This window comes from Mesorhizobium sp. BR-1-1-10 (assembly GCF_020165595.1).
Taxonomy (GTDB): domain Bacteria; phylum Pseudomonadota; class Alphaproteobacteria; order Rhizobiales; family Rhizobiaceae; genus Mesorhizobium; species Mesorhizobium australicum.
This window is the reverse complement of the sequence record NZ_JAIUIL010000005.1, coordinates 193,509-206,164: the sequence shown is the minus strand read 5'-3', so window position 1 is coordinate 206,164 and position 12,656 is coordinate 193,509. Positions and strand designations below refer to the sequence as shown.

Annotated in this window: 12 protein-coding genes; 7 read left to right on the top strand and 5 right to left on the bottom strand. The window is 63.3% G+C overall.

Annotated features, from left to right (window positions below; translation table 11 throughout):
• Nucleotides 1–53: 53 nt before the first annotated feature.
• The 6 genes from LB555_RS12470 (at nucleotide 54) to LB555_RS12445 (ending at nucleotide 4,680) form a co-directional block, all read left to right on the top strand.
• Nucleotides 54–815, top strand: a complete 762-nt coding sequence (locus LB555_RS12470; RefSeq protein WP_015314281.1) for an N-acyl amino acid synthase FeeM domain-containing protein — start codon at nucleotides 54–56, stop codon at nucleotides 813–815.
• Nucleotides 816–958: 143 nt separating this feature from the next.
• Nucleotides 959–1,108 carry a DUF3096 domain-containing protein gene (locus tag LB555_RS12465; RefSeq protein ID WP_224682977.1) on the top strand — a complete coding sequence of 50 codons (150 nt, stop codon included), beginning with the start codon at nucleotides 959–961 and terminating at the stop codon, nucleotides 1,106–1,108.
• A 161-nt stretch (nucleotides 1,109–1,269) separates the two neighbouring features.
• On the top strand, nucleotides 1,270–1,494 hold the full coding sequence (locus LB555_RS12460) for an aa3-type cytochrome c oxidase subunit IV (protein ID WP_015314279.1): 225 nt from the start codon (nucleotides 1,270–1,272) through the stop codon (nucleotides 1,492–1,494).
• Nucleotides 1,495–1,581: 87 nt separating this feature from the next.
• A complete protein-coding gene (locus LB555_RS12455; protein WP_140723378.1) occupies nucleotides 1,582–2,856 on the top strand; it encodes a Re/Si-specific NAD(P)(+) transhydrogenase subunit alpha in 1,275 nt (424 codons plus the stop codon).
• The gene (locus LB555_RS12450; RefSeq protein WP_015314277.1) at nucleotides 2,856–3,281 is read left to right on the top strand and encodes an NAD(P) transhydrogenase subunit alpha; all 426 of its coding nucleotides are present in this window, start codon (nucleotides 2,856–2,858) and stop codon (nucleotides 3,279–3,281) included. The genes LB555_RS12455 and LB555_RS12450 overlap by 1 nt, the downstream gene beginning before the upstream one ends.
• A gap of 1 nt (nucleotide 3,282) precedes the next feature.
• Nucleotides 3,283–4,680 carry an NAD(P)(+) transhydrogenase (Re/Si-specific) subunit beta gene (locus LB555_RS12445; protein WP_015314276.1) on the top strand — a complete coding sequence of 466 codons (1,398 nt, stop codon included), beginning with the start codon at nucleotides 3,283–3,285 and terminating at the stop codon, nucleotides 4,678–4,680.
• 74 nt (nucleotides 4,681–4,754) lie between these two features.
• On the opposite strand, the gene LB555_RS12440 is transcribed toward LB555_RS12445, so the two are convergent.
• The 3 genes from LB555_RS12440 to LB555_RS12430 all read right to left on the bottom strand — a co-directional run bounded on the left by LB555_RS12440 (nucleotide 4,755) and on the right by LB555_RS12430 (nucleotide 9,426).
• Complete coding sequence (locus LB555_RS12440) at nucleotides 4,755–5,672, bottom strand: membrane protein (protein ID WP_015314275.1); 918 nt, start codon at nucleotides 5,670–5,672, stop codon at nucleotides 4,755–4,757.
• A 216-nt stretch (nucleotides 5,673–5,888) separates the two neighbouring features.
• Entirely contained in the window at nucleotides 5,889–8,360 is a 2,472-nt protein-coding gene (gyrB, locus tag LB555_RS12435; protein ID WP_140615003.1) for a DNA topoisomerase (ATP-hydrolyzing) subunit B, read from the bottom strand.
• A gap of 496 nt (nucleotides 8,361–8,856) precedes the next feature.
• Nucleotides 8,857–9,426, bottom strand: coding sequence for an NADPH-dependent FMN reductase (locus LB555_RS12430; protein WP_140714338.1), 570 nt, complete (start codon nucleotides 9,424–9,426; stop codon nucleotides 8,857–8,859).
• Between the two features lie 212 nt (nucleotides 9,427–9,638).
• On the opposite strand from LB555_RS12430, the gene LB555_RS12425 reads away from it, so the two are divergent.
• Nucleotides 9,639–11,012 (top strand): cytochrome P450, encoded by a 1,374-nt coding sequence (locus tag LB555_RS12425; RefSeq protein WP_140660055.1) that lies wholly within the window; start codon nucleotides 9,639–9,641, stop codon nucleotides 11,010–11,012.
• A 13-nt stretch (nucleotides 11,013–11,025) separates the two neighbouring features.
• On the opposite strand, the gene LB555_RS12420 is transcribed toward LB555_RS12425, so the two are convergent.
• Both LB555_RS12420 and LB555_RS12415 read right to left on the bottom strand, forming a co-directional pair.
• Nucleotides 11,026–12,003 (bottom strand): complex I NDUFA9 subunit family protein, encoded by a 978-nt coding sequence (locus LB555_RS12420; protein WP_015314271.1) that lies wholly within the window; start codon nucleotides 12,001–12,003, stop codon nucleotides 11,026–11,028.
• Between the two features lie 268 nt (nucleotides 12,004–12,271).
• Nucleotides 12,272–12,553: a hypothetical protein gene (locus tag LB555_RS12415; protein WP_015314270.1), complete on the bottom strand. Its 282-nt coding sequence runs from the start codon at nucleotides 12,551–12,553 to the stop codon at nucleotides 12,272–12,274.
• Nucleotides 12,554–12,656 lie beyond the last annotated feature (103 nt).

Sequence of the window (12,656 nt, the reverse complement as noted above, 5' to 3'; positions counted from 1 at the left end):
GTGTCTCATTTCAACTCGAATAGCCTGTTCACGGCGGATACGAGGACTTGAGAATGGATGCTGCGAGAAACGATGCGCGGGCTGGCGCCAGCTCCAATGCTGGGTCGGCGCTGAACCAGTCGATCATGCAATTGCTGGAGCATGTCGACTACCGTCTCATCACTGGAGGCGAGGATCTGGAGGCGATCTACCGCCTTCGCTATCAATCCTACCTGCAATCGGGCATGTGCGGCCCGATCGCCAGCGGGATGTTCGAGGATCGCTGGGACAATCTGCCGAATTCCTATCGGTTCGGCGTCTATTTCGATGGACACCTGGTCAGCACGTTACGGCTTCACTACATTTCCAGAGAGCACCCTCATTCGCCGTCCGTTGACGCCTATCCCGAAATATTGGCCGAGCGGCTTGCCCGCGGAGAGACGTTCATCGACGGGACTCGTTTCGCAACCGATCCCGACAGTGCGCCCGCGCCCGGAGTTCTGCCTTTTCTGACGCTCAGGCTTGGCATGGTGGCCGCTTCTTACTTTGGGCTTACCGCAGTGCTAACGCCGGTCAAGATCGAGCACTCCGCTTACTATGCTCGTATCTTTCATGCCGTTCAGAGGACAGAGGGCAAGGTGTTCCCGGGAGTCCTTGCGCCGATCGCTCTGTTCGAAATCCCGTGCGGCGAAAACTTGCGCCAGACACTCGAACGGTTTCCGTTCTTTAAGTCGACAGCCGTGGAACAGCGGATGATGTTCGCCAATCCGGCCATCAACCGGCTGACGCCGCTGTCCATAGTGCCGACGGCGAAATACTACCGCGATGCTGCCTGAACGGGCGTCGTCCTTGCATCTGAACCTTCCCGCAGCTTCGCCGTTATAGGTAGCGGCATCGCCATCGAGTGTCGCCGCGATCCTGCCCAACGGGCATTTCGCCCCGGGCTCCTGTCGCATTGTTCGTGGGAAGGAATACGGTCATGACCATCCACTCGCTCGCGCTCACACCGCTTATCTCGCTGATCGCCGGCGTGCTGATCCTGATCATGCCGCGGCTCATGAACTACATCGTCGCGCTCTATCTGATTGTCGTTGGGCTGCTCGGGCTTTTTCCTCACCTTGCTGGCTGAGACGCTGGGCAGGGCTCGCGCAAAAGCCATCCCGCGGGCATCGGCCGCCAGTTTCAATTTTCCCTTGAGGGAGTTGTCGGCTGCGATGCGGCAATAGCGCCATTGCCCTGCGCCCAGCTTTTCGGTATGTGCCTGAAAGATGTCTTCGAAGGGGTATTCCTATGGCTGAGCACACGCCGAGCGGTCCTGTAGAACTGGGCGCGAAGATGGACTATGCCGAGCATGACCGCACCTATGCGGGCTTCCTGGCGCTGGCCAAATATGGCTCGCTCTTCTGCGGCGCGCTTCTCCTGGCGATGGCTTTCGGCTTCTTCGCGGGCGGCTTCTTCTCTGCGCTGATCCTGTTCGTGCTTATTCTGGCAGTCGGCGCCTTCATTCTGCGATAGACCTTCCAAAACGCTCTTGCGGTTGACGTCGCCGGATATCCCGGTCGACACTTCGCGCAGACAGGTTCCGGCCGAAAGGATCATGCGGTGGGACAGACGGTTTTCATCCCTCGTGAGCTCGACGCGAACGAGCCGCGTGTCGCGGCTTCGCCCGATACGGTGAAGCGGCTGACGGCCTTGGGTTTCGACGTGATCGTCGAAGCCGGAGCCGGCACCCGCTCGCGTATCCCCGACGAAGAGTTTGCCAAGACGGGTGCTGTCATCGGCAAGGCCTCGGATGTCGCCAATGCCGATGTCGTGCTGAAGGTTCGCCGGCCAACGGATGCCGAGCTGAAGAGTTACAAATCCGGCGCCGCGGTGATCGCCATCATGGATCCCTACGGCAACGATGCGGCTGTCGCGGCCTTGGCCAAAGCCGGCGTCACCGCCTTCTCGATGGAGTTCATGCCGCGCATCACCCGCGCGCAATCGATGGACGTCCTGTCCAGCCAGGCCAATCTTGCCGGCTACCAGGCGGTGATCGACGGAGCCGCCGAATACGACCGGGCGCTGCCGATGATGATGACGGCGGCTGGCACGGTGCCGGCGGCCAAGGTCTTCATCATGGGCGTCGGCGTTGCCGGCCTGCAGGCGATCGCCACCGCGCGCCGTCTCGGTGCCGTCGTCACCGCCACCGACGTTCGGCCCGCCGCCAAGGAACAAGTCGCCTCGCTCGGCGCGAAGTTCCTCGCAGTCGAGGACGAGGAGTTCAAGGCCGCCGAGACGGCCGGCGGCTACGCCAAGGAAATGTCGAAGGAGTACCAGGCCAAGCAGGCGGCGCTGACCGCCGAACACATCGCCAAGCAGGACATCGTCATCACCACGGCGCTGATCCCCGGCCGGCCTGCGCCGAAGCTGGTGTCGGCGGCGATGGTCGCCTCGATGAAGCCGGGCTCGGTGATCATCGACCTCGCCGTCGAGCGTGGCGGCAATGTCGAGGGCGCCGAGGCCGGCAAGATCGTCACCACGGTCAACAATGTGAAGATCGTCGGTCATCTCAACGTGCCAGGTCGCATCGCGGCATCCGCCTCGCTGCTTTATGCCAGGAACCTGTTCGCCTTCGTCGAGACGCTCGTCGACAAGACGACCAAGACGCTTGCCATCAATCGCGACGACGATCTGGTCAAGGCAACCATGCTGACCGACGGCGGCAAGGTCGTTCATCCGGCCTTCGCCAAGGCCGACCAGCAGCCTTATGTCGAGCCGGCCGCGATCCCGGCCACGACCATGGTCGCCGATGCCACGGCCGCGCCCAGGAAGGCCGCGCCCGGGAAGACCGCCGCATCCAAGTCACCCTCGCCGAAGCCGAAAGGGACCGCGTGATGGACCAGACCTTGCAGAAAGCCTTGGATCAGCTCGACCAGGCAAGCGCTGCCGTTCGGCTCGCGGTGCAGAACCTGGCCAATGCCCCAGGCGGTGCAGAGGCGGCCGGTGATGCCGCGCATGCGCTCTCGGGCGGGGCCATCGATCCCTTCGTCTTCCGTTTCGCCATCTTCATCCTGGCGATCTTCGTCGGCTATTACGTCGTCTGGTCGGTGACCCCGGCACTGCACACGCCGCTGATGGCCGTCACCAACGCCATCTCGTCGGTCATTGTCGTCGGTGCGCTGCTCGCCGTCGGCATCGCGGCCTCCGGCGTCGCCGCCGGCTTCGGTTTCGTCGCGCTGATGCTGGTCTCGGTCAACATCTTCGGCGGCTTCCTCGTCACCCAGCGCATGCTGGCCATGTACAAGAAGAAGGACAAGTGACGTGACCGTCAATCTCGCCTCCTTCCTCTATCTGGTATCCGGCGTCCTGTTCATCATGGCGTTGCGCGGCCTCTCGCATCCGACCACCAGCCGGCAGGGCAATCTCTACGGCATGATCGGCATGGGCATCGCCATTGCCACCACGCTGGCGCTGGCAACCCCGTCCGCCGGTCGCTTCGGCCTGATCGTGCTTGGCCTCGCCATTGGCGGTGGCGTCGGCGCCGTCACCGCGCGCCGCATCGCCATGACCTCGATGCCGCAACTGGTCGCCGCCTTCCACTCGCTGGTCGGCCTTGCCGCCGTCATGGTGGCGGCCGCGGCCATCTATGCGCCGGAAAGCTTCGGCATCGGCACGGATGGCGACATCCATGCCCAGGCGCTGGTCGAGATGAGCCTTGGCGTCGCCATCGGTGCCATCACCTTCACCGGCTCAGTCATTGCCTTCCTGAAGCTCGACGGCCGCATGTCGGGCAAGCCGATCATGATCGGCGGCCGTCACGTCATCAACGCTGCCCTTGGCGTGGCCCTGATCGTGCTGATCGTGCTGCTGGTCACCACGGAATCGAAACTGGTGTTCTGGCTGATCGTTGCCGCCTCGCTGGTGCTCGGCGTGCTCCTGATCATCCCGATCGGTGGCGCCGACATGCCGGTGGTCGTATCGATGCTGAATTCCTATTCCGGCTGGGCGGCCGCCGCCCTTGGCTTCACGCTCGGCAATCTGGCGCTGATCATCACCGGCGCGCTGGTCGGCTCGTCGGGCGCGATCCTGTCCTACATCATGTGCAAGGGCATGAACCGAAGCTTCATCTCGGTCATCCTCGGCGGCTTCGGCGGCGAGACCGCCGCTGCGGCCGATGACGGCATCGAGCGCACCGTCAAGCAGGGTTCGGCCGACGATGCCGCCTACCTCATGATGAACGCGCAGAAGGTCATCATCGTGCCGGGTTACGGCATGGCGGTCGCCCAGGCGCAGCATGCGCTGCGTGAAATGGCCGACAAGCTCAAGGCCAACGGCGTCGACGTCAAATATGCCATCCACCCCGTCGCCGGCCGCATGCCCGGCCACATGAATGTGCTGCTCGCCGAAGCCAACGTGCCGTACGACGAAGTATTCGAGCTCGAGGACATCAACTCGGAGTTTGCCCAGGCCGACGTCGCCTACGTCATCGGCGCCAACGACGTCACCAACCCGTCCGCGCGCGACGACAAGTCGTCGCCCATCTACGGCATGCCGATCCTCGACGTCGACAAGGCCCGCACCTGCCTGTTCGTCAAGCGCTCGCTCGGGTCCGGCTATGCCGGCATCGACAACACGCTGTTCTACAAGGACGGCACCATGATGCTGCTCGGCGACGCCAAGAAGATGACCGAGGAAATCGTCAAGGCGATGGATCACTGACCGGTCGGTCTTGATCGTCGAATAGAAAGAGCCCGGTCGATGCCGGGCTCTGTAATTTTGGCGTGATGCTGCCTTCAGCCGTTGGTCAGGAACACCGCTTCCTCTTCATCGCGCTGCCTGCCGCCGAGCGCTGCGGCCGCACTGGCGATGAAGGCGCCGATGACCAGCGACAAGGCGCCGAGAAGCGCGAAAGTGGCGCTTGCTTTCCTTGCCGTGTCGGCCGCCTGCTTCGCCTTGACCTTTGCGTCCTGCGCCTTCGCCAGCACCGTGTCGACACGCGTCTTGGCATCAGCCTCGGAAAGGCCGGTGCGCGCGGCGACCAATTGCGCAAGATAGGTCTTGTCTTCCGCCGAAACCTCGCCGGCGACGGCGCCGGCAATCAGGATCCGCGAGGCCTGCCCGGCCGCGGCGGCTTCGTCGGCAGGATTGGCGGTGGCGAGCTTGGCCGGATCGGCAGGGCGGAACAGCGAATCCACCAGATAGGAGGTCGCATTGTCGGTCGATGCACCGCTGGCATTCGCCGAGGCGCCGGCCGACGCACCCATGGCGGCTCCCGAGGCCACGGTGGACGCGGCCTGCACACCTGAACCAATCGCGGCGGAAAGTGCCGAGCCAAGCACGCCGGCGACCAGCAAGGTGGCCAGCGCCCAGGCGAGAAAGCCGTGCGCAGTGTCACGGAAATAGACTTCGTCGGTGTGGATGCCGACCCATTTGGTCCGCAACCGGCCCGCAAGGTAGCCGCCTACACCGGCGGACAGCCACTGCACGATCACCAGCCAGACGGCGGTGGAAACCGCGAAGGTGGTGATTGACGCGCCAGAGCCCGACCATGGTGAAACCATGCTGAGCCCAAGGCCTGAGCCGAGCAGCATGAGGATGAACGTCAACGTCGAGGCCGCGAAAGCGCCGGCGATGATCGGTCCCCAGCTGACGGCGGTGGAGGACGATTCCGTGGAAGCGGATACGTCGACAGCCGATAGGGTGGACTGCATCGACGCCCCCTACCGTACGAACAGCATGATGAGGATGATGATCGGAATCGGAATGCCGAGCAACCAGAGTAGAATGCCGCGTCCCATGAAAAGCCTCCTGCAAGAAATTGTGATGGACACTGTCACAATGTCTTCGAAGGCCTTCTGTTCCGGCGCATCCTCATTATTGGCGCGGGCACGAGCTATGCCAATCTGTCAAAAAGGCTGTGCGAAACCTCAAATATCCAGGTTGGCGACCGACAGTGCGTTGTCCTGGATGAACTCGCGCCGAGGCTCCACCTCGTCACCCATCAGCCGCGAGAACAGGCTGTCGGCATCGGTCGCATCGTTGACCTTGACCTGCAGCAGCGAACGCACGTTCGGGTCGAGCGTGGTTTCCCAGAGCTGCTCGGCATTCATTTCGCCGAGACCCTTGTAGCGCTGCATGGTCAGCCCCTTGCGGCCGGTCGCAAAGACCGCGTTGAGCAGCGCCAGCGGTCCCGAGACTGTTTCGGACACCTCCTTGCGGCGCAGCACCGGCGGCGCCCCGTAGACTTCGCTGAGGCGCTGCGCGTAGCGATCGAGCTGGCGTGCGTCGGCGGAATTGATCAACGCCATGTCGAGATGGGCGTATTCCTTGACGCTGCGCACGGTGCGTTCGAAGACATAGCCGCCGATGCCCTCGTTCGAGGTCGACATGCGGCCGGTCCAGCCGCGCTCGGTGTCCTCGGCAATGATGTCGAGGCGTTGCGCGATCCGCTCCGCCATCGCGTTGGCGCGGCCAAGATCGGCGAAGATTTCGGGATTGAGCCCGCCGGCGATCGCCGCCTGCTCGACGACGTCGCGGTTATAGCGCGTGTGCAAGCCGTTGATGAGCTGGCGCACGGCAAGCGCATCGGCGACGGCGCCGTGCAGATCCTGTCCGGTCCGCACTTCCCCTGAGCCGAGCGTAAGGGACGCTTCCTCCAACCCCGAATCGATCAGGAATTCTTCGAAGGCGCTCTCATTCTTGATGTATTGCGAGCTCTTGCCGCGCGTCACCTTATAGAGCGGCGGCTGGGCGATGTAGAGGTGGCCGCGCTCGATCAGCTCCGGCATCTGCCGGAAGAAGAAGGTGAGCAGCAAGGTCCTGATATGGGCGCCGTCGACGTCCGCGTCGGTCATCAGGATGATCTTGTGGTAGCGCAGCTTGTCGGCGTTGAATTCGTCCTTACCGATCGAGGTGCCGAGCGCGGTGATCAGCGTGCCGATCATGTCGGACGAGAGCATGCGGTCGAAGCGGGCCCGCTCGACATTGAGGATCTTGCCGCGCAGGGGAAGGATTGCCTGGTTTTGGCGCGAACGGCCGCCCTTGGCGGAGCCGCCGGCCGAGTCACCCTCGACGATGAAGATTTCGGACTTCGCCGGGTCGCGTTCCTGGCAATCGGCCAGCTTGCCGGGCAGCGAGGTGACGCCGAGCGAGGTCTTGCGGGTGATGTCACGAGCCTTGCGCGCCGCTTCACGCGCCGCCGCGGCCTGGATCACCTTGTCGACGACCACCTTGCCCTCGGTCGGATGCTCTTCGAGCCACGTGCCGAGCGCTTCGTTGACCAGTCCCTCGACCACGGGACGAACCTCCGACGAGACCAGCTTGTCCTTGGTCTGCGACGAGAATTTCGGATCGGGAACCTTGACCGACAGCACCGCCGTCAGGCCCTCGCGGCAATCGTCGCCGATCAGCGAGACCTTTTCCTTCTTGGTCAGCCCCGAAGATTCGCCATAGCCAGTGATCTGGCGGGTCAGTGCGCCGCGAAAACCGGCCAGATGGGTGCCGCCATCGCGCTGCGGGATGTTATTGGTGAAGGCCAGCACATTCTCGTGGTAACTGTCGTTCCACCACATCGCCACTTCCACGGTGATGCCGTCACGCTCGGCCCTGATGGAGATGGGCTTTCCGATCAGCGGTTTCTTGACCCGGTCGAGATATTTGACGAACTCTTCCAGGCCGCCATCATAGTGCAGTTCATGCTTCACGACGTCGGCATGACGGGCGTCTGTCAGAACGATGCGCACGCCGGAGTTCAGGAAGGCGAGTTCGCGCAGCCGGTGCTCCAGCGTGCCGAAATCGAATTCGACCATGGTAAAGGTCTCGGACGACGGAAAGAAGGTGACCTCGGTGCCGCTGCGGCCCTCATTGGTGCCTGGGCGCTTGTCCTGCTCGTAGCTGCCGATCGCCTTCAGCGGCGCATCGGCATTGCCGTGGGTAAAGCTCATCTCGAAGACCTGGCCGTTGCGGCGGATCTTGAGCTTCAGCCAGGCCGACAGCGCGTTGACCACCGAGACGCCGACGCCATGCAGACCGCCAGACACCTTGTAGGAGTTCTGGTCGAACTTTCCGCCGGCATGCAGCTGCGTCATGATCACTTCGGCCGCCGAAATGCCTTCGCTGGGGTGAATGTCGGTTGGAATGCCACGGCCATTGTCGATAACCGTCACCGAACCGTCGGGATTGAGCGTCACCGAAACCAGGTCGGCATGGCCGGCCAGCGCCTCGTCGATGGCGTTGTCGACCACTTCGTAGACCATGTGATGCAGGCCCGAGCCGTCATCGGTATCGCCGATATACATGCCCGGCCGCTTGCGGACGGCGTCCAACCCCTTCAAAACCTTGATGGAATCGGCGCCGTATTCGGCTTCAGCGCCGTTTGTGTTCTCGGTCTGGTCGCTCATGAAAACCTGTTGTCTAGATGCCGCTTTTACAGCGCGAAAAATCGGCCCCGAATCGCGCTTCTGATATGGGGTAGATATAGGCGCTAAAGGCGGTTTTTCCAAGGTTTGCAGGCATTTCCGGCGCGAATGCCGAGCCGGCAGCCGGCTATTTTTTTCGGGCGTTGAATTTAGCCAGGAGGCCGCGCAAATATTTGACCGTGGATTTGTCCCTGGGCGCCAGCCGGCCCGTCTGGTCGAGCTCCAGCGAAACCAAGTTTCCTCAGCGCCGCTTCCATCGCTTCGCCGCCTTGGGCGGGGTTGGCAAGCGGCCGGACCAGCCGGTAGTCGTCATTGGCCATGACCAATGGCCACGTGCCGCTCGGCCGCCGCGATAGCGGTGGTCGCAAGCATCAGCAGCATGGCAAACAGCAAACGCAGTCGAACCGCCCCCGGCTCAGTCGTTTGCCGACCATTCCACCTCTTTATGGCGCAAGCAAGCCGCGCTGAGGCGGCTCTCTCAGGCGGCGCGCATCGGTTTCAACGCCTCGCTCCAGCGCAACAGTTCGTCCAGCATGGTCTTGGTCCCGCTCCGCACTTGCTCGCTGGCATCGAAGGCGCCGTTCTCGTCGAGCAGTTTCTGGTACAGCGGCAGCGCGACACCTTCCGGGATAGGCATGATCCCGACCGAGGTCAGCAGCGGCTTCAGCGCCTGCGCCGCGCGCAGGCCGCCGGAGACACCGCCATAGCTGAAGATCGCAGCGGGCTTGTATTTCCATTCGCGGGCGAGATAGTCGATCGCGTTGATGATCGCGGGTGCGGCGAAGTAATTGTATTCCGGCGCCACGAACACGAAGGCGTCAGCGGCATCCATCGCCTTCGACCAGGCCTTGGTGTGGTCGTTCTGATAATTGCCGAGCCTTGGATGATGCGGTTCATCCAGGACCGGCAGGTTGAACGCGGCTATGTCGGTCAGCACTGGCTCGAATTTTCCGTGTTCGCGTACGAACGTCTCCAGCCATTCGGCGAAAACCGGGCCAGCGCGGCCGGGCCGCGTGCTGCCGATGATGATGTTCAACTGGTGCTTCAAGGCAGGCTCCTTTGTCGGGGGGTATCCGTCGGTGACTGCCACTACGGCAGAGCGTTCCAACGGGCAAGGTTGGACCCGTGACGGAATGGTCACGATCGGATGAACAGACTGTCCGCCCTGGCGTTCCCGCCGTCATCGGTCCGGTTTGCCGTTCGGTGACATGGACGCCCGAGGTGGCAGCCACTACATTGATGGGAACAGCGGAGCACTTCATGGACACGCAGCCCGCCCCATTCGTTCCTCCCGCCCCGAAGCCGCGCACGTCGCCGCCTTCGACGCTGGAAATGATCCGCATCGTCTATCGCAACCCGCTCGAACTCTGGGGCGAGCCGACCTACAACGAACCCTGGATTTCTGCCAAGGGCGCTGGTGGGCCGCTGGTCATCGCCAATGATCCGGGCCTGATCCGCCATGTGCTGGTCGACAACGCCAAGAACTACAAGATGGCGACGGTGCGCCAGAAGATACTGAGGCCGATCCTGCGCGACGGCCTGCTGACGGCCGAGGGCGAGGTGTGGAAGCGGTCGCGCAAGGCAATGGCGCCGGTGTTCACGCCACGCCACATTTTCGGCTTCGCCCAGCCGATGCTGAAACGGACGCTGGAGTTCGTCACCCGTTACGAGGCCGGCGGCACGTCCGATATCGCCCATGACATGACGCTGCTCACCTATGACATCCTGGCCGAGACGCTGTTTTCCGGCGAGATCGCGGGCGAGCCCGGCAGTTTCGCCAACGAGATCGACCGCCTGTTCGAAACCATGGGCCGCGTGGATCCGCTCGACCTGCTGCGCGCGCCCGACTGGCTGCCGCGGCTGACCCGTATCCGCGGCCGCAAGACCATGGCCTATTTCCGCAAGATCGTGACCGACACGGTCAAGATGCGCGAAGAGAAGTTCAGGCGCGACCCCGATGCCGTGCCGCAGGATTTCCTGACGCTGCTGCTCAAGGCCGAAGGCCCCGACGGACTGACGCGCCCGGAAGTCGAGGACAACATCATCACCTTCATCGGCGCCGGCCACGAGACCACGGCGCGCGCGCTCGGCTGGACGCTCTATTGCCTGGCCGAATCGCCCTGGGAGCGCGACCGGGTCGAACAGGAGATCGACCGGGTGCTGGCGCGCGAGCCCGATCCGGCGAAGTGGCTCGACGCCATGCCGCTGACACGCGCCGCTTTCGACGAGGCGCTTCGGCTCTACCCGCCGGCGCCATCGATCAATCGCGAGCCGATCGTTCCGGAAATGTGGAAGGATCTTTATATCCCCAAGCACGCCGCCGTGCTGGTGATGCCATGGGTCGTTCACCGCCACAGGAAGCTGTGGGACCGGCCCGACGCCTTCCTGCCCGAACGCTTCCATCCGGGAAACCGTGAAAAGATCGACCGCTTCCAATATCTGCCCTTCGGCGCCGGCCCGCGCGTCTGCATCGGCGCCAGCTTCGCCATGCAGGAGGCGATCATCGCGCTCGCCATCCTCTTGTCACGCTTCCGCTTCGACGCGACCGCTGAAACAAAACCCTGGCCGGTGCAGAAATTGACCACGCAGCCGCAAGGCGGTCTGCCGATGCGGGTCACGCCTCGGCCTCGCTGAGGGCCGACGCTTCTTATACCGCGGGCTTACGCTGCTGGAACTGGCCGGCGGCGCGGAAGCGCCAGAGGTAGCTCGGCAGGATCGTCGCGATCGATTGCGGCTGGATGCCGAGCCCCGCCAGTGTCCGGTTGGCCTTGGCGGCTTCGTCCGAAACGACGTTGTGCTCGCGCAACTGCATCACCTGGTCCTTGGTCAGCAGCGGATTGGGCAACAGGCCAAGGATCGAGGCCTGGATGTTTGCCATCCACCACGGCACCGGCACCAGCAGGCGCTTGCGCTCGATAACCGTGAGCAGTTCCTGCATGCACTCCTTGAAGGTGAGCACGTTGGGGCCGCCGAGCTCGTAAACCTGGCCGCCATCGATCTTGCCGTCGACCGAACGCGCGACAGCCTCCGCCACGTCACCGACATAGACCGGCTGGAACTTGGTCTGGCCGCCGCCGATCAGCGGCAGCACCGGCGAATAACGCGCCATATTCGCGAACCGGTTGAAGAAGCTGTCCTCCGGCCCGAAATTGATCGACGGCCGCAAGATCACGGCATCGGCGATCGTCTCCAGCACGGCCTTTTCACCGAGCGCCTTGGTGCGCGCATAATCCGATTCGGAATCCGGATCGGCGCCGAGCGCCGAAATATGGGTGAGCCCGGCGCCGACGGAGCGCGCCGCCTCGGCGATGGCGCGAGCACCGAATTCGTGCACGGCGGAGAATTTCTGCCGGCCGCTCTCATGCAGGATGGCGACGAGATTGACGACATGGTCGGCACCTTGCACGGCGCGGTCGACCGACCAGCGCACGCGCACATTGGCCTGCACCGGCTGGATCTGGCCGACATTGCCGAGCGGCTGCAAATGGCCGGCAAGGTCGGGCCGCCGGCAGGCGACCCTGATGCGATAGCCGCGCTTGGCTAGCGCCCGCACGACATGACGGCCGACAAAGCCTGACCCGCCAAAGACGACGACGAGCTTTGGGGTCTGCAGGATTTCGGTCATGGCGGGCTCCGGCGCGCGTTCCAGATGGCTTGGCTGAGCCGTTTCATAGTCCGTTTTGCGCCAAAGGCAAAGGGTGACGCGTCGTCGCGTCATCCTTGTTTTTTGCGCGATTCCAAGAAAAAGCAAGGCCCGGTATTCCTGCGACAAGCGCATCAATCATGTCTTGGCCCTGCGAGCGACAGACGCAGGAAACCCCGCCGAAGCGGGGTTTCCCGGATGACATCCATGAGGTGTCAGGGGCCGACGAGCGGCCTGACCTGAGACGGTATCAGGAGGGCGTGAAGCAAGTACGCCCACCCCAGCCCTGAACATCCGACATGGTGCCACCAACCTTCTTGCAGGCGGCGACGAAATCGGCGCTGCAGTTGGCGAATTTCGCATGGCCGTTCTTGCAGTAGTGGTCCTCGGTGGCGCCGCCACCCGGCGCGGTAATGACGCCCGGGTTGGCCGGCTTGACCGGTGCGGCCTTCAAATTGGCAGCCTGCGTGGCGCCCATGAAGGAACCGAGCAGGAGGACGGCGGTCAGCATGGTGGTCTTGGTGTTGGTCATGATGATTTCCCTTGATTTGAGGTTGGGTTTCCGGGACGCGAAGGGCGATGCCTTTCACGCGAAGCAGACTTTCGATTTTGATTTTGCTGTTCCCCGGTCTGGA